Annotated in this window: 14 protein-coding genes; 2 read left to right on the top strand and 12 right to left on the bottom strand. The window is 60.0% G+C overall.

Annotated elements, in window-relative coordinates; genetic code table 11:
• Positions 1 to 19: 19 nt before the first annotated feature.
• The 5 genes from ACZ2IA_RS05270 to ACZ2IA_RS05250 all read right to left on the bottom strand — a co-directional run bounded on the left by ACZ2IA_RS05270 (position 20) and on the right by ACZ2IA_RS05250 (position 4,697).
• Complete coding sequence (locus tag ACZ2IA_RS05270; RefSeq protein WP_470291520.1) at positions 20 to 808, bottom strand: molybdopterin-dependent oxidoreductase; 789 nt, start codon at positions 806 to 808, stop codon at positions 20 to 22.
• 10 nt (positions 809 to 818) lie between these two features.
• Complete coding sequence (locus ACZ2IA_RS05265) at positions 819 to 1,445, bottom strand: cytochrome b/b6 domain-containing protein (protein ID WP_470291519.1); 627 nt, start codon at positions 1,443 to 1,445, stop codon at positions 819 to 821.
• A 307-nt stretch (positions 1,446 to 1,752) separates the two neighbouring features.
• Positions 1,753 to 1,944 carry a hypothetical protein gene (locus ACZ2IA_RS05260; RefSeq protein ID WP_470291518.1) on the bottom strand — a complete coding sequence of 64 codons (192 nt, stop codon included), beginning with the start codon at positions 1,942 to 1,944 and terminating at the stop codon, positions 1,753 to 1,755.
• 736 nt (positions 1,945 to 2,680) lie between these two features.
• Positions 2,681 to 3,391: an MntP/YtaF family protein gene (locus tag ACZ2IA_RS05255; RefSeq protein WP_470291517.1), complete on the bottom strand. Its 711-nt coding sequence runs from the start codon at positions 3,389 to 3,391 to the stop codon at positions 2,681 to 2,683.
• A gap of 64 nt (positions 3,392 to 3,455) precedes the next feature.
• Positions 3,456 to 4,697: a DUF445 domain-containing protein gene (locus ACZ2IA_RS05250; RefSeq protein WP_470291675.1), complete on the bottom strand. Its 1,242-nt coding sequence runs from the start codon at positions 4,695 to 4,697 to the stop codon at positions 3,456 to 3,458.
• A gap of 213 nt (positions 4,698 to 4,910) precedes the next feature.
• On the opposite strand from ACZ2IA_RS05250, the gene ACZ2IA_RS05245 reads away from it, so the two are divergent.
• Positions 4,911 to 8,051: a cation-translocating P-type ATPase gene (locus tag ACZ2IA_RS05245; RefSeq protein WP_470291516.1), complete on the top strand. Its 3,141-nt coding sequence runs from the start codon at positions 4,911 to 4,913 to the stop codon at positions 8,049 to 8,051.
• Positions 8,048 to 9,247, top strand: a complete 1,200-nt coding sequence (gene metK, locus ACZ2IA_RS05240) for a methionine adenosyltransferase (RefSeq protein WP_470291515.1) — start codon at positions 8,048 to 8,050, stop codon at positions 9,245 to 9,247. Before ACZ2IA_RS05245 ends, metK begins: the two co-directional genes overlap by 4 nt.
• A gap of 125 nt (positions 9,248 to 9,372) precedes the next feature.
• Here metK and ACZ2IA_RS05235 read toward each other — a convergent pair whose 3' ends face one another.
• The 7 genes from ACZ2IA_RS05235 to ACZ2IA_RS05205 all read right to left on the bottom strand — a co-directional run bounded on the left by ACZ2IA_RS05235 (position 9,373) and on the right by ACZ2IA_RS05205 (position 14,939).
• Entirely contained in the window at positions 9,373 to 9,741 is a 369-nt protein-coding gene (locus ACZ2IA_RS05235) for an HMA2 domain-containing protein (RefSeq protein ID WP_470291514.1), read from the bottom strand.
• A 154-nt stretch (positions 9,742 to 9,895) separates the two neighbouring features.
• Entirely contained in the window at positions 9,896 to 10,615 is a 720-nt protein-coding gene (locus tag ACZ2IA_RS05230) for a hypothetical protein (RefSeq protein WP_470291513.1), read from the bottom strand.
• 173 nt (positions 10,616 to 10,788) lie between these two features.
• On the bottom strand, positions 10,789 to 11,271 hold the full coding sequence (locus ACZ2IA_RS05225; RefSeq protein WP_470291512.1) for a hypothetical protein: 483 nt from the start codon (positions 11,269 to 11,271) through the stop codon (positions 10,789 to 10,791).
• On the bottom strand, positions 11,271 to 11,576 hold the full coding sequence (locus tag ACZ2IA_RS05220) for a DUF5132 domain-containing protein (protein ID WP_470291511.1): 306 nt from the start codon (positions 11,574 to 11,576) through the stop codon (positions 11,271 to 11,273). Before ACZ2IA_RS05220 ends, ACZ2IA_RS05225 begins: the two co-directional genes overlap by 1 nt.
• 411 nt (positions 11,577 to 11,987) lie before the next feature.
• Positions 11,988 to 12,200 (bottom strand): DUF3562 domain-containing protein, encoded by a 213-nt coding sequence (locus ACZ2IA_RS05215; RefSeq protein ID WP_470291674.1) that lies wholly within the window; start codon positions 12,198 to 12,200, stop codon positions 11,988 to 11,990.
• Positions 12,201 to 12,699: 499 nt separating this feature from the next.
• Positions 12,700 to 13,911 (bottom strand): DUF2817 domain-containing protein, encoded by a 1,212-nt coding sequence (locus ACZ2IA_RS05210; RefSeq protein ID WP_470291510.1) that lies wholly within the window; start codon positions 13,909 to 13,911, stop codon positions 12,700 to 12,702.
• Between the two features lie 254 nt (positions 13,912 to 14,165).
• Positions 14,166 to 14,939: an ABC transporter substrate-binding protein gene (locus ACZ2IA_RS05205; RefSeq protein ID WP_470291509.1), complete on the bottom strand. Its 774-nt coding sequence runs from the start codon at positions 14,937 to 14,939 to the stop codon at positions 14,166 to 14,168.
• Between the last annotated feature and the right edge of the window lie 634 nt (positions 14,940 to 15,573).

The raw sequence follows: 15,573 nt of genomic DNA, 5'->3' as shown, positions 1-15,573 counted from the left end.
GGCCGAAACAGCCGGGTCGTCAGGATCCGCCGAACCAGTTGTACCCCTGATCATCCCAGTAGCCGCCGGGGTAGGTGTTGGTGACGAAGATTTCCATGATGTGCTTCGGGTTCTTGTAGCCGAGTTTGGTCGGCATCCGTAGCTTCATCGGGAAACCGTATTCGGGTGGCAGCGTCTTGCCGTCGTACTGGAAGGCCAGTAGCGTCTGGGCATGCAGTGCGGTCGCCATGTCGATGCTTTCGTAGTAGTCATCCGCGCACTTGAAGCCGACATATTTCGCGGTGGTATCCGCACCAATCCGCTGCAGGAAGTCCCGGAACGGCGTGCCGCCCCACCGGCCGATCGCACTCCAGCCCTCGACACAGATATGCCGGGTGATCTGCTCGGCGTGCGGCAGCGCGTACAACTCCGGCAGGGTCCAGGAGCGCTTGCCGGTGACGAGTCCACTGACCTTCAGTTCGAAGTCCGATCCATCCACTTCGGGTACTTCATCGATGCCGTAGTAGGCATTGAATGGAAACGGCCGGGTGATTTGTGATTCGCTGTAGGTCGGTGCTAGCCGGTTTGGGTCGAACAGCCAGCCCTGGACCTTGTCGTTCAGTCGTGACACGCGCATCAGGAAGGACTCGACCGACTTGTCGTCGGATAAGCTGCAACCGGTCAGCAGCGACAAGCCACCCAGCGTGACGGCTCCCTTGAGGAACAAGCGCCGGGTTGGAAGCGCCAGTTCCCGCTCGGCATCCTTCAAAATCAGCGGCCGATCAAGTTCTGGATTGATCAGAAAGCTGGTTTTCTTTTTGATGGGCATGGTCGTCTCCTTAGCGTCCCCGGATCATCGTCATCAGGGAGCGCGGCACTAATGCCACCATCACGATGTGCACCACGAAAAACCCCACCAACACGGCCATGGCAAAGAAATGCACGATACGAGCGTTGTCGTAGCCACCCATCAGGTCGCGCAACAGCGGGAATTGCACCGACTTCCAAATGGCCAGGCCCGACAGCACCAGCAGGATCAGATCAAGCATCACCACCAGATACGCGAGTTTCTGAACCGCGTTGTAGTGGCGCAGATCATCGTGGTGCAGCTTGCCGGTCAATGCCAGCCGCAGGTCGTGAAACACGGCCGAAGGGGACAGCGGAAAGAATTTACGAAATAGTCGCCCACTGCCGAGATTCAAAGCCAGATAGATCACGCCATTGAAGAACAGTAGCCACATCGCGGCAAAGTGCCATTGCAGCGCTCCGGCGAGCCAGCCCCCCAGAGTGATAGCCGGTGGAATGACAAAGCTTTTGAAAATGGGCGAGGCGTCATAGATGCGCCATCCCGATAACACCATCAGGATGGCGGCCAGCGCATTCAGCCAATGGCAGATGCGCACCCAGGCCGGATGGATGGGACCCGCTTGCGGTGCTCGGGGAGCGTTGATCGATGAGTGGCCCATGGTGTGACCCTGTTATGAAGAAACCGGCCCGGTGCAGGACGCTGGGGCTCTCGCACACTCAGCGTTCCGTGTCTTGCATTGATCAGTTAGGGCCTGTCCTGATGGCTCTACATATAAGTATTCTGTAATAGGCATAGCATCTCATGGGCGGATTCGGGCGTTTTTCAGCAGTCCAAACCAAGCCGTGCCTTGGCGGCTTCTGTGCGAAAAGCGGTGGCTCAACCGGTACTGCCCGCCTGTTTGATGCTACCCAGCCTTGGGAACACCCCGGGTGTCCCTCAAGGCTGGAACTTGGTTGCGAAGAGGCTTATTGAGCCTGCTGGCCATTAGCGGCGTTGCCGGTTTGCGGGGCGCTCATCTGATGGCTCGGCATTCTCTGGTTAGCTTGCATCTGGGCATGGCGGCCATACAGGCTCACGCGCTCTTCGCCGTGGTCTGCGAAAGCGACTCCCGTCGCGAGCGTCATCAGCGAAGCCACAATCAAGGTCAGGGTTTTCATGGCGCAGTTCCTTTTCGGGTCGGCTAGCTTGGCCACATGCCAAGTTTTGCTCATCCATTAGTCGCGCCGGTTACCACGGGCTTACATGGCTCTGCGAAATGTTTACCCAAGCCGCCGAGCGGCGGGCGGGTCATTTTGCGGAGTCGATGGCGGCTTGGTGTCTGAACGCTATTCAAAGCACCAGCATTCGAATCGGGAATAGTCAGATGGCTACTTGGCAGGCATGGCGAATGCTCTTGGCAAACTGGCTTGATCTGCTTCGGAACTACCCAGAACGCAAAGAAGCCCGGGCAACCCGGGCTTCTTGCTGTGCACTAGAAACTGTTTGCAAAAATTTTCACTAACTCTGCAAACCTACATGTAGGTTTGCAGAGTTAGTGAAAAACGTTCACCTTGATTTTTAAGAGTTTTTTCACCTTCTTGTACATGCGCGCAATCCACCAATATGCAGAGTTCGTGAAGAAATCCTACGAAATTTGCATCATTCGTGCAAAAGTTGTTGCTATTTCATAGAAATCACCGACTTATGGTCGGTCTGCTGAATTTGCTGTGAGGCAGATGCCTACGCCTGAAATGGTGTTATTCATGACGTCCACAGTGCGAAAACACGGTCTAACGGCTTAAGTGAACGGCATGAGGGGCGGGGGATTTTCTGGGCAGCAAGATAGCTCATAGAGGAGGGCCGGCAGGGGTGCGTCCACGCCATCTCCAAACTCCCACGAGTTCGTGAAGAGCCTCAAGAAAGCCGGAGGTGGCCTGTTTGTGCACTATCCAGTTTAGCTTGGGGAGACGGTGCCCCCTTGGCGATGCTCAAATCAACCGTACTAGCCCCAAGACCACAAGTACGGCGCCCGAAATAAAGGGAAGACGGTGTTTTGTCCGATCGGTCACCAGCAGTATGGCCCCATAGTAGCCTGCGGAAAAAAGCCCCATCTTGGGTTGCCCCCATGATCAAGGGCGTAGTAGCAGGTAGAAGTCCGCCCAGGCTTGCGGCCGAGACGGCGACGACATTGTCGATGCTGAGTACCAAACCCAGTAGCACCGCTTCCCATGGACCGATGTCCTTGGATCTGTCCAGATCGGCCCCAACCGGTTTGGCATGATGACGATCACCAGACGACTGATCGAAATCGCCAGGTTGCGTGTGCCGACCGCACCGTTTTTCAGGCTGGGGTCTCTCTTCCGCAAGATGTTCCACTAATAACCTGAACATGCCCAGCACGACGAACAAAGCCGCGCCGATGCCGGTTGCCACGTGGGCGGGAATGAACCTGACTGCCAGTCGGGTGCCCGCGATTCCAACTGCCGTGTCGATGACCGTCACGAGCCCGCTGATGGCAAGCGAGGTCAGCGATATCCTGATCCCTTTCACGCCATAGACGGCGCCCGCGGCAAGTGCGTCCAAGCTTACGGCGGCACTCAGCACAAAGACATAGAGAAATTGCATGATCGCGCCGCTCCATTCATATTGTTGGCTCCGCACCGTCGCTTGCGCACCGCCAGGTTCTTTATCAGAACGCCAATTGGGAGATGCCGTGGATCATCAGCCCGGCCAGCCCGCCGATCACGGTGCCATTGATCCGGATGTACTGGAGGTCGTCGCCGACCTCGTGCTCGATCTTCGACGCCATGGTGTCTGGATCCCATTCCCGCACGGTGGTGGCGATCAGCTTCGAAACCTCGTGCCGGCGCGAGTTCACCACCTCAAGGAGAATCTCCAGGATCCAGCCGTTTAACCGGACCCGCAAGCCGCGATCGTTCAGCAAGCCACTGGCCAGCATCGCCAGCCCCTTGCGCAGCCGGCCACGCAAGAACGAGGCGGGTTTGGCCATGTCTTCATGGATAGCCTGCCTGATCTCCGGCCACAACCCGTCCAGGTACTCGCGCAAGGCGGGATGCTGTAACAGCTGCTCCTTGAGGTCTCCCGCTTTTTCCCGGTACTCCGGCGACGTCTTGAGCTCCTGGATGAAGTCCCGGACGGTCTGGTCGAAGCGCAGCCGCCATGGGTGCTGAGCATCCCCGGCGAGTTCTGTGAGGGCGTCCTCGGCCGCCACCATGATCTGGGTCGCCACCCGGTCGTCCACTGCCAATTGCCGCCATAGCCATGCCGTATTGGTCCTCACCTTGTCGCGGATCAGGGGTTCGCTCTCTTTGAGCAGCGCGGCGGCCTGCCGCAGCATTTCGTCGATGAGCTGTTGATGGCGATTTTCGGCGGTGAGCATGCCCAGCACTTCCGCCGCCAGGGGGGCTACCTCGAATCGGCGGATGTGCTCACCGACGTTTTTCAAGATAAATCGCCTGAACTGTTCATCCTTCACCGTATCCAGCACCACCGGCAGCATCTCGGTCATATATTCGACAATCATGATGCGGTTGCGTGGCTGCTCCAGCCACTCGGCCAGGAGAGCGGCAAAGTCGGTTTCCGCCAGCTTCGCTTTCAATGCTGGGGGCGAAAGGAAGTTGCGCTCTACGAAGCCGCCCAGGGCCGCACCGATACGATCCTTGTTGCGCGGCACTACCGCAGTGTGGGGAATGGGAAGGCCCAGTGGTCGCCGGAACAAGGCAGTGACCGCAAACCAGTCCGCCAAGGCACCCACCATTGCCGCTTCGGCAAACGCGCGTAGGTAGCCCCAAAACGGATTGACGGATTCGTAGTGTCGGGCCGGAACGTACAGAACGATGACGCCGAGCAGGAGGGCCGTGGCGACGTGCCGCACGGTGGGGAAGGGGGGGCGTAAAGATGAGGGCTTCATTTTCACAGTGTATTCCCCCGATTGGTAGAGCAACGCGGCCGGCAGCCCTTCCCACCGGTGTCATGGCCAACCGGCGCCGGGCGAGCACGGCAAGCCGGCCAGCACCCACTATATATAGAATCTTCAACCCTACAGCAGGGGCCTCCTATACTGCTGGCAAGGTCGATCGCTATTTCGGGGCGAACGGCGGAAACGCCCCATGGCTTCGGTAAGATGCAAGTGAACAATGACTTATTGTCGCCCCGTGGAGCACCTGCACAAGGGGGGCTACCCGTTACGCGGGTCGTTCCGGTCCATGTGGCGGTGGCCGGCCGCCTCCGCCTAAAGGTGGCCGGCTTGTACCGTTGCCAGGAACTCGGGCAGCGCCTCGAAGCCCGGCTTGCCCGCCAGCCTGGTGTCAGGCATGCCACCGCCAATGCCCTGACGGGAAACGTCCTTATCCTGTATGACGCCACCTTGCTGCCTGGGGAGATTGTGGCGATGGTGGGTCGGCTTCTGGACAAGGACGCCGTTGACGCGGTGGATAGCGGCCGTCCTCCAATGACTGGCGCGGCAGGCCGGGCGGCATCCACCCAGCTCGCCGCGGTCTCGCGCCCGTCGCGCAAGGGGACGATGCCCTCCTCGGTCGAATCTGGGCCCGTCTGGCACATGCTGAAGGAGGAGCGGGTGCTCGACGCCCTGGACTCCTGCCGCACCACCGGCCTGTCCCACCCGGCCGCCGCAACGGTCTTGCGGAGGCTCGGTCCGAACAGCCTGCCCAGTCCCCGACCCCGTTCCTCCTGGGCCATGCTCCTTAGCCAGTTCCAGAGCCTGCCGGTACTGCTCCTGCTCGGGGCGGCGGCGCTCTCCACCGCCACCGGCGGCATTGCCGATGCGGCCGTGATCCTCGGTGTGGTTTTGATCAACGCCGGCATCGGCTACGTTACCGAAAGCCAGACCGAGCGCACCCTCCAATCCCTTACCAAGACGGGGCAACGGCAAGCGCTAGTGCTCAGGGAGGGGCTGGTGCTGGAGATCGACGCCAAAAGCCTGGTTCCGGGAGATATCCTGCTCCTGACACCAGGCACTCGGGTGGCGGCGGACGTGCGGCTGCTCGAAGTACAAAATCTCAGTGTGGACGAATCCCCCCTCACCGGCGAGAGCCTGCCGGTCATCAAGTCTTGTGCGCTCCTGGCCGAGCCGGAACTCCCCTTGGCCGACCGGCTGAACATGGCCTATATGGGCACCATGGTGGCCGGCGGCAGCGGCCTGGGGGTGGTGGTGGCCACCGGGGGGCGGAGCCAGATCGGGGCGATCCAGGCACTGGTTAACACCGCCCGTCCGCCGGACACGCCGATGCAGCAGCAACTCGATCGGCTAGGGACGCAGCTGGTGTGGTTGAGTTCCGCCATTTGCGCGGTCGTGTTCCTGGTGGGCCTGATGCGGGGGTATGGCTTGCTGCAAATGCTGTCGGCTTCGGTGGCGCTGGCGGTGGCGGCCGTGCCCGAAGGCCTGCCCACCGTGGCCACCACCACCCTGGCCCTGGGGGTGAGGCGCATGCGCCGGCACCGGGTGCTCATCCGCCAGCTGGACGCGGTTGAAACCCTGGGTGCGGTTCAGGTCATCTGTCTCGACAAAACCGGGACCCTGACCATGAACCGGATGAGCGTCCTCGCCCTCTCTACCGAGTCGGATCCTATCCATGTCACCGATCAGGGTCTTTGGTGCCATGGGAACACTCTCAATCCCTACGATCATGACGAGTTGTTGCGACTCATGCATGTCGCCGTGCTGTGCAACGAGACCCAGATAGACGGCACCCAGGGAGCTTATGTGCTGAATGGCTCGGCTACCGAGAGCGCGCTGGTTCAGCTCGCGCTGGAATGCGGCATCGACGTTCAAGCCCTGCGCCAGCAGTATGCCATGTCAAGCGTCGACTACCGGGCGGAGGGGCGCAATTACATGAGAACCTTGCATCGGGGCCAGCAGAGGGAAAGCCTGCTCGCCGTCAAGGGCAGCCCCGCCGAAGTACTGGCGCTTTGCCGCTGGCGCCTCATGGCGGGAACCCGGTGCGAGCTGACCGATCAGGATCGGGCGTTCATTCTCGCCGAGAACGAGCGCATGGCAAGCGACGGACTGCGAATCCTTGGCTTCGCCTACGGCTCGGCGGAACGTGACGGCGTGCCCGCCGCGGACGAACTGACCTGGCTGGGTCTGGCGGGGCTGGCGGACCCGGTACGCCGCGGGGTCGCCGAGCTGATTGGGCTGTTCCATCAGGCGGGAATTAAGACGGTGATGATCACCGGAGACCAGAGCGCCACGGCCTACGCCATCGGCAAGGAGCTCGCCCTGAGCGGCACGCGTCCTCTGGAGATCATGGACTCGACCCACCTGGACAAGCTGGGCCCCGAACTCCTGGCCGGACTCGTGGAGCAGGTGGACGTATTCGCCCGGGTCAGCCCGGGCAACAAGCTGCAAATCGTCCAGGGACTGCAGCGGGTCGGCAAGGTGGTGGCCATGACCGGGGACGGCATCAACGACGGACCCGCGCTGCGCGCGGCCGATATCGGTATCGCGATGGGCCACAGCGGAACGGACACTGCCCGCGCGGTGTCGGACGTGGTGATCGAGGATGACGAGCTGCAGACCATGATCGTCGCCGTGAGCGAAGGGCGCACCATTTACAACAACATACGTAAGTCGGTGCATTTCCTGATGTCCACCAACGGGAGCGAGCTCCTGATGATGCTGATTTCCCTGGCCGCCGGCCTGGGCCAGCCCCTCAATGCCATGCAACTCCTATGGATCAACCTGCTCACCGACGTTTTCCCTGCCCTCGCCCTGGCCGTCGAGCCGCCGGAACCGGACATTCTGAGGGTGCCGCCGCGGGACCCCAAGGAAGCCATCATCCGCCCGTCGGATCTTGGTCGCTATGGGCGGGAGTCGCTTACCCTCACCGCCGGCGCCCTGGCGGGCTACGGCTACGGACTCGCCCGCTATGGCCCGGGGCCGCAAGCCGGTACCCTGGCCTTCATGACCCTGTCCATGGGCCAGTTGTTCCATACCTGGAGTTGCCGCTCCGAAACCCACGGCCTGTTCACCCGCGGACGACTGCCGCGCAATCCCTATCTCAACTGGGCCCTGGGAACCTCCGTCGGGCTGCAGGTCCTGTCGGTGGCGGTTCCAGGGCTGCGCAGCCTGCTCGGCACCTCTCCCGTCGCCCCCCTCGATACGGGGGTGATACTCGGGGGGGCGGCCCTGCCCTTCCTGATCAACGAAGCGGCAAAAGGCTCGGGCAGGCGCGCCCTCCCTGCGCCTGCGCAGCAACGCACGCTGCCGGTCATCGCAGCTGACACCAGTGGGAACCTATCATGAGCACGGATTTCATGTTCACCTCGGGCTCGGTGACTGAAGGCCACCCCGACAAGCTATGCGATCAGATTGCTGATGCCATCCTGGACCGATTTCTGATCCTGGACCCGCTCTCCAGGGTGGTGGCGGAATGCGCCGTCTCCAAGGGCATCCTCTTCGTTGCCTGCCGCTTTGCTTCCAAGTTCATCGTGGATATCCCCGAGATCGCGCGACAGGTGATCGGCCAGGTGGGATACGCGGATGAACACTTCAACCCGAAGGACTGCACGGTCATGACCAGCCTGGGCGAACTTCCGGAACCCTCCCGGCCTCCGGTGGACGAGCACAACCTGGACGAGGAGGCCATCGACCGGATCACGGCGAAAGACATGGCCAACGTCTTCGGCTTCGCCTGCAACCAGACCGCCGCCATGATCCCATTGCCCATTTGGCTCGCCCACAAGCTGGCGCGGCGGCTTGCGGCAGTGCGGCTACGGCGGCGACTGCGCTACCTGGCGCCGGATGGGAAAACCCAGGTGTGCGTGGAGTTTCATAACGGAAAGCCCCATCGCATTCACAGCGTCACCATCGTCGCGAGCCTGGGCGGCGACCCGCCCCCCCCACCCGACCGACTCCGGGACGATCTGGTCGAGCAGGTCATACGCCCCGCCTTCCTGGACGAGCCCATCAAGCCTGACAGCAAGACCCTGCTGTTCATTAACCCGGAGGGGCCGTTCAATGGCGGGCCGGCCGCCCACTCCGGCCTCACCGGGCGAAAAAACGCTATCGATACCTATGGCGAGTATTCCCGGCATAGCGAAGCGGCGCTGTCCGGCAAGGATCCGGCTCGCATCGACCGGGTGGGGGCCTATGCGGCCCGTTATGCGGCAAAAAACGTTGTCGCCGCGGGATTGGCCGACGAGTGCGAGATCCAGCTTAGCTATTCCATCGGTCAGACGCAGCCGGTGAGCGTGCGGGTTCAGACCTTCGGGACGAGCCGATTCCCGGACGACGAACTCGCCGCCCTGGTGAGAAACCGGTTCGAATTCCGCCCCGCCGGGATCATTCGCCAGTTCAACCTCAGGCATCTGCCCACACTGCATGGTGGCCGGTTTTATCGGAAGCTCGCCGCCTACGGGCACATCGGAAGAATGGACATGGGGCTGCCGTGGGAACTCACAGACAAGGCCGCCGAATTGCGCGCGTGGTTTGCCCGGTAACGGGCGGGATGAAGTGGTTGATTCAGGGCAAAGCGCGAATCACCACCGTAGCGATGGCGAGGAAAAACAACAACGCCCCCGATGGGGGCGCAGGATTTTATCTGCTGTGGGGGGCGGGCTGACAACTAGATCAACGCCGCGATCAGGGCAATCGCAGAACGCTCGACGACCTTTTCCACGAGCTTGTTCACCACCGTGTCGCTGATCTTCCGGGACCATTGCGGGTTCCCGCCGGTCGCGGGCAAGGGCAGGGGCGCTCCCCTTTTGGTTACAACCCCCGAATCCTGCAACATCCCCAGCAGCGAGTCCGAATCGACCTGATGGACATCGTAATGGATCACCAGGCTCCCGGTGTGTGAGTTGGCGCGCGCCTCAACCACGCCATGACGGGCCCCCATGCGCTCGGCAATGCGACGGGCATGATGTTCGTTTCCCTTGAGCCCAGAAACTTTCACCCGCAGCCGCCCCGGGACGTGGTGAATACAGTGCATCATCGTTCCTCCTGCTCCTGCCGTAATTGTGGCTATTCACTGACGGCAATTACAACAGAAGCAGATGAAGGATTTATTGCAGCATCCCCGGGGCAGTGCGCCTATCCCCTAAGGACCCTGACGGCGCTAGGACCGTCATGATCCTGCCGACCGCTGCCTAGCGTGGCGCCTCCGTCGCCGCAGTTGGTACCGGCTTCTCTGCCGCTTTCGGGAGCGCCGCCCCCGCTACCTGCTTGATGCCATCCACCGCCCCGACCAAGATGTCGCGCACGGCGCTGACGGCGCCTGTGCCGATGCCGGCGGCTGCCTCTACCGCGCCATTCACCGCCGAGGTGGCTATGTTACCGACGTTGCCGCCAACTTCTTTAGTGGCTTCCACCACGCCGTCCACGGTCTGCCGGGCGACCAGCGCTAGATCCCCACCCACCGCCGCCGTCTCGCGTACGGCTGCGCGCGAGATGTCACTGGATGCTTTGATCAGATCTCCACCCACATCGCTTACGCCCATGATCAGCCCCTTGGCCACGCTCTTGGTCGTGACGACCAGGCCCGTCCCCACTTCTTCGGTCGCGGAAATAGCCCCCTTGAAGACGTCGCGCACCACGTCCACCGCTTCGGTGGTGGTGGAACCGGATGCCCGCAGCCCATTGGAAACGGTATTTCTCACCACGGTGACAATTTCCGCCTCGATCTCGTCGATGCCCTTGAGGCTCCCGATGATGCTGGCCTTCACCGTCTGACCGGCCGTGCCCAAGAAGTCCTCTCGTGCTCCCACTGCGACGTCCGTAGTAGTGTCTGTAACAGTGCTGGACGATGTTGCCGTATCGGCCGCAGTTACCTTTTCTTCGGTCTTCATTTCCCGTTCTTCGGTTTTCATGGCCAAACTCCTTTCCCCTTCCGCCTCCGCCTGCTCCGCCGTTACGGAGGGAAGGTGAACAGATTTACCCACCCTGGGCGCCGCTTCCGCGGTGCCAGGTCTTTTCCTCCCCTTTGGCTTGTGGCCTTCCTCCGCCATATCGATACCCTCCATTCAACCCGTGTGTCCCCCGGCTAGCCGTCCATGAACACCGTTCCGATCCGGTCGTCAGGAATGGCCAGGGTGTTGAATGCATACCAAGCCAGCGTGACGGCCGGGGCGGCGAAGCGGCCGTTTGCCGCTTCGTGTGCCGCAAATCCGACCAGTGCAAGGAACAAGGCGTCGTCGAAAGTCCACGCCCCCCCGCTGATCCGGGCGAGATCATGGCTCAATCCCTCCAGGGAACGGCGCGTCTGCGCCCGTACCGATCCGCGCTCGGTTCCGGCGAGCTGAAACAGTCCTTGTTCTTGCGCCCCCTCCGCCAGTGTCTGCAACTCCACACCATGAACGATAACGATGGACGCTGTCACAGCGTTGGCGCTCACTGCGACAACCCCGGGGACGGTGGACAACTCCCGGCAGACCCGACTGAAATAGGCGGAATCACCGCGCTTGGCCGCCACCCTGATCCTCACCCTGCCCGCCAGCCTGTGACAGACATGGGCATCCGGCACCATCAGGCGACGGCCGGATCTTCAGCGGGAGGAGCCGCTTCTGCGGGTGCACCTTCTATCTCGGGCGTGGACGCCTGGAGTTCGGCCCTCGCTTCGGCGACGATATCCTCTATTACCTCACCCACTTCCGACGCCGTCTCCACGCTACGCTCATAAAGGACAATCCCGGTCTTGATCACCGTTTTCACCAGCGGTCTGGCTACTCCCACCAGCACTGGAACGACAATCGGCGCCAGGATGACCGCCCCTGCCGCGATGACAACCCCCGTCAGGATCTCACTCTCAATAAGATCATCTATTCCGACCATGGCCCACTCCTTACCACACAACGAAGCGCTTGCAACCTAGTTAATCAGTATAGGTCTTCCAAGCGATGCCAATGGCACAATCGGGCATCATTCCGTAACCGCTTTTCGAGCGCGGAACACGGTCTGTGCAAGCTGAACTGCCCCCTCTAAGTAGACAAGGTTGGAGAAAATTTTCGTGACAGCTTTGGGCTAGTCATTCATTGAGGTCTGAAATTAACTGGAAAGGGTACTAGCATCCCTGAGAAGGGGAGGAGGCTGAAAGGAAAGGACGGCGCTAATCTGAGTTCGCATAGCGCTTCAAAACTGAGATAGAAAACAAAAAGCTCCTGAGCTACCTCAAGTGAATTTTCTGAAGAACCTGAGCAAATATTTGACTATTAACGTGTGGCCACGAACTAGTGCCTCTTAATTTCATGTTTTCTGCTTGGTGCTGGACAGGCTCCTCAACTGCTGACGCACGCGTTTGATCGCTAAAACATGTATATAGTCTTTGATGAGGGCTCCTGCACTAAGACACTGCAATGCTTCTTCATAGGGCCGATCTACCACGTTTTCTGGGAATCCAGTTTGACAAGCGATCTCATGGATTTCCAGCCTTCGTGAACTTTTGTTAATAGTATCCACTCGCAGGAACAAGAAAGGATCCTCGCGACCAACCCCCAATGTGTGCTGACTCACCGTGGGGGGGCCGAGCTTTGAAGATAGACCTAAATCGTTCCGGATTTTCTAGATGCCGACGAGCCGTTGTTGATACTGCTTGTGCTGCCTCCCCAGTTAAAAAACCGGATGGCTACAGCAGGAAAATGGTTGTTGTAAAACTTTATCAATGCGTTCGACGCCATTCGGAACAGAAAAAAACCCCGGCATAGCCGGGTTTCTTCTGCACCAAAAAGTGCGGCGAAAATTCTTGCAAAAAATTTCACCAAATTTGCAAATCTGCATGTAGGGGGTCAGAGTTAGTGAAAACAGCAGACCTTGATAAGACAAGGACTTTGCATGTCTGTCCGTTGGCTCCTGGGCCAATTCTGGGTCAAAGTTGGTGAAAAAATCGTCACGTTGTTCACAGTTAATGAATAACAGTGCCGTGCAGGGGGCAGGAGGTAGTGTCGTGATCTATCTTCTACTACGTTGATTGCTGAGTGGGCACAAAGCTTCGCAAGGAAACAGAGGATGGTCTGTCTTGATTCTTGTGAACGTCCGATTGGGATCGGTGGACTGCCCCAGTACAAGAGACAACCTTGACCAGTTCTGCTAGTGCACGTGCCCAGATTTGTTGAGTGCGCAGCCAGACAGTATCTTGCCAGTCACGATCTGCCGGCCAGAACTGCTCAAGCAATGCAAGCTTGATCTGCCGTCCTGTCGCGTCGGTGGGGATGCCATACAGATGCAGCCAATGGTCGTCGCGCAGCAGGGTGTGGACCTGCTCTCCCTCGTAGGTGCCGCATTCGATGACGAATCGCATCAGGCGTACCTGAGGCAGTGCATCGAGCAGGGCCTGTGAGGTATAGCCGGTGGCGGTCGCTGCCACGCCGGTGTCGCTGTGGCTGCCGGTGCCGGTGAGTAGCGTATACAGCCAGGGGCCGTAGATGCGGTGGGCATCCTCGAGTGCCGGGTAGGGGGCCTGAGCGATCGCCATCAGCATCGGATGGCCGTAGGCTCCTGCACCGGTGTGCAGGTCGAAGCACATCGCTACTTCGGCACGGGCCAAATGGCGTTCCGCGATCAAGTGCAGCGTCCGGTTGGACCAGCTCGGGGCCTGTCCGCCGTAGAACAGGCCGTCGGGATGGTTGTACTGGCCGGCTTCGACGATCGCCATCACTGCTGACCAGCCTTGGGCACGAACTAGTTCGTTTAGCATGGCATCGGCCCGTCTTCGCTTAGGCCCTTCTAGCTCGGTGCAGGTGTAAATCGCGTGTAGTGCCTCGTAGCGTTCGTTGCGCGGTAGCGCCCCGCTGAAGTTCAGGTAGTTGCGGTTGAGGTCGATATTGTCCTCGTTTACCCGCCGCATCCAGGCGGTGCCCCAGGGATTAATCAGGTGGATCATCAGCACCGCCACATCGTCAGGCAGGCTGCGGCTGCCGAGCTCCCGCAGCCAACGGGTCTGGCAGGTCGAGCCGTAGTAGCCCTCGACGCCATGCGTGCCGGAGATCGCGACCAATACCCGTCGCGCACCGGGGTTGCCGAGCAGTGCGACGTCGGTGGCCAATGGCTCTCCGAACGGGCCGCGTAAGGGGTGGGGGTACTCGGTTAGCGTGGCGCCTGCCGCCTCGGCGGCCGCCAGGAACTGTTCGCGCTGGGCCGAATAGCTGGGCTGAGTCGGAAAGCCTGCGTTCATCTCTATCTCTCTCGAAAGGGGAGGCGTCTTGTTCGCTGTCTAGTCAGAAGTGCCCGGTGAATAATTGCTTGAGATGATCCGGGTGAGGCCCTGCTGAGCGCATCCGGGGGCCTGGAGCGAGGAGCCCCGGTTTTCCTCCTGCTGGGCCGGTTTCTTAATTCCAGAAATACGGCGTACAAAATTGGAGGGGTCGTGGATTGATTCGACCAACCCCCCCCCCCTTATTTTTCAACAGTTAACCGTGACTTAGCCCATCAACCATTGTAGATATCGAAGGAGAAATATTTCTTCGCGATTTTCTGGTAGGTGCCGTTCTTGAGTATTGCGGCCAGCGCGTTGTTAATGGTCTGGCGCAAGTCCTGATCTTCCTTGCGCAGACCGATGGCGACCCCTTCACCTAGGGTTTTATGGTCCTTGACCGTGTCGCCGGCGAACGCAAAGTCACGCCCCTTGGCGGTTTTCAAGAAGCCGATGTCGGCCACCACGGCGTCCGTTATGCTGGCATCTAGGCGGCCGGAGATCAGGTCCGGATAGACCAGGTCCTGGTTCTGATACGACATCACGATCACCCCCTTGGGCTCCCAGTAGGCTTTGACGAAGGTTTCCTGCGTGGTGCCTTGCGCCACGCCCACCCGCTTGCCTTTCAGTGATTCGACCGTAGGAAGCAGGCCGTTGCCTTTCTTGGCAATCAGGCGAGTTGGGCCCTCATAGAGCTTGTCGGAGAAGGCGACTTGCTGCTTGCGTTGCTCGTTGACCGTCATCGCAGAGAGTACGGCATCAAATTTTCTGGCCTTAAGGGCAGGAATAATGCCGTCGAAACCCGTCTCGACCCAGACGCATTTGGCCTTGAGTTGGGCACAGATCGCGTTGCCGAGGTCGATGTCGAAACCAACCAGTTTTCCTTCAGGGGTCTTGGACTCAAACGGTGCAAAGGTCGGGTCAACGCCAAAGCGGATAACGTTGAAGTCTTTGGCGAAGGTGCCGGTGGAGGCGAGTGCGAGTACAACGGTGAGGGCAAGATTTTTCATTGCTGCTTCTCCATGTTGATTTTGTAGACTGCACGCGACGCATCAATAACGCCAAATAAACCGCTGGCTCAGCGTCTGATTTTTATGGTGGTATGGCGGGTGAAATAGAGTTGAGTGGTCTTATAAAATGTCCGTTTCTTTTGATTGAGATAATGACGGCTTCTTGAGGTTGTCTAGGCAAGAATAAGATAAGGAAATTTTAAAAAACAGAAGAGTAAACCTGCTTGTTTGTTTAGCTTTTCTAAAGCATGGCCGCCCGGGCTTTTTCCGGCCGAATGGCCCGCACGGTTCAGCAGGGGAGACGGAGTTCAGGCAGCGGAGAGTGCCACAGGGCTTGGGTTCGATGGCGCAACGCCTCGTGCCAGAAGGGGAGTAATGGTGCGGCAGTAGCTAGTAGCCGTGTCGCACCACCGGGGAGGGCGGTCGCCGCTCCTAATGCGCATTATGGGCGGGGGCATCACGCGCTCCGGTTCCAGACGGTAGGGAACCAGTCTTCCCGCAGCCGCTGCCCCGGTACCATGTCGTGTCCCGGGTACGGCGGCGAGGTCTTCCCCGGGCGCTTGGCATAGCGGACATCGTCTTGTACATGGAGGTCACTTGCGCGGACCATTCAGGCAGCGTTTGTTGTTATGGA

The sequence above is a fragment of the Crenobacter sp. CS_VA4 genome (genome assembly GCF_055597485.1).
This window is presented reverse-complemented; position numbering and strand designations above follow the sequence as displayed.

Bases quoted from the DNA above. Each gene is read 5' to 3' on its own strand.
- ACZ2IA_RS05210 (WP_470291510.1), bottom strand. From the start codon at position 13,911: ATGAACGCAGGCTTTCCGACTCAGCCCAGCTATTCGGCCCAGCGCGAA.
- ACZ2IA_RS05265 (WP_470291519.1), bottom strand. From the start codon at position 1,445: ATGGGCCACTCATCGATCAACGCTCCCCGAGCACCGCAAGCGGGTCCC.
- ACZ2IA_RS05250 (WP_470291675.1), bottom strand. From the start codon at position 4,697: ATGAAGCCCTCATCTTTACGCCCCCCCTTCCCCACCGTGCGGCACGTC.
- metK (WP_470291515.1), top strand. From the start codon at position 8,048: ATGAGCACGGATTTCATGTTCACCTCGGGCTCGGTGACTGAAGGCCAC.
- ACZ2IA_RS05220 (WP_470291511.1), bottom strand. From the start codon at position 11,576: ATGGTCGGAATAGATGATCTTATTGAGAGTGAGATCCTGACGGGGGTT.
- ACZ2IA_RS05260 (WP_470291518.1), bottom strand. From the start codon at position 1,944: ATGAAAACCCTGACCTTGATTGTGGCTTCGCTGATGACGCTCGCGACG.
- ACZ2IA_RS05245 (WP_470291516.1), top strand. From the start codon at position 4,911: ATGCAAGTGAACAATGACTTATTGTCGCCCCGTGGAGCACCTGCACAA.
- ACZ2IA_RS05205 (WP_470291509.1), bottom strand. From the start codon at position 14,939: ATGAAAAATCTTGCCCTCACCGTTGTACTCGCACTCGCCTCCACCGGC.
- ACZ2IA_RS05230 (WP_470291513.1), bottom strand. From the start codon at position 10,615: ATGAAAACCGAAGAACGGGAAATGAAGACCGAAGAAAAGGTAACTGCG.
- ACZ2IA_RS05255 (WP_470291517.1), bottom strand. From the start codon at position 3,391: ATGCAATTTCTCTATGTCTTTGTGCTGAGTGCCGCCGTAAGCTTGGAC.
- ACZ2IA_RS05235 (WP_470291514.1), bottom strand. From the start codon at position 9,741: ATGATGCACTGTATTCACCACGTCCCGGGGCGGCTGCGGGTGAAAGTT.
- ACZ2IA_RS05225 (WP_470291512.1), bottom strand. From the start codon at position 11,271: ATGGTGCCGGATGCCCATGTCTGTCACAGGCTGGCGGGCAGGGTGAGG.
- ACZ2IA_RS05270 (WP_470291520.1), bottom strand. From the start codon at position 808: ATGCCCATCAAAAAGAAAACCAGCTTTCTGATCAATCCAGAACTTGAT.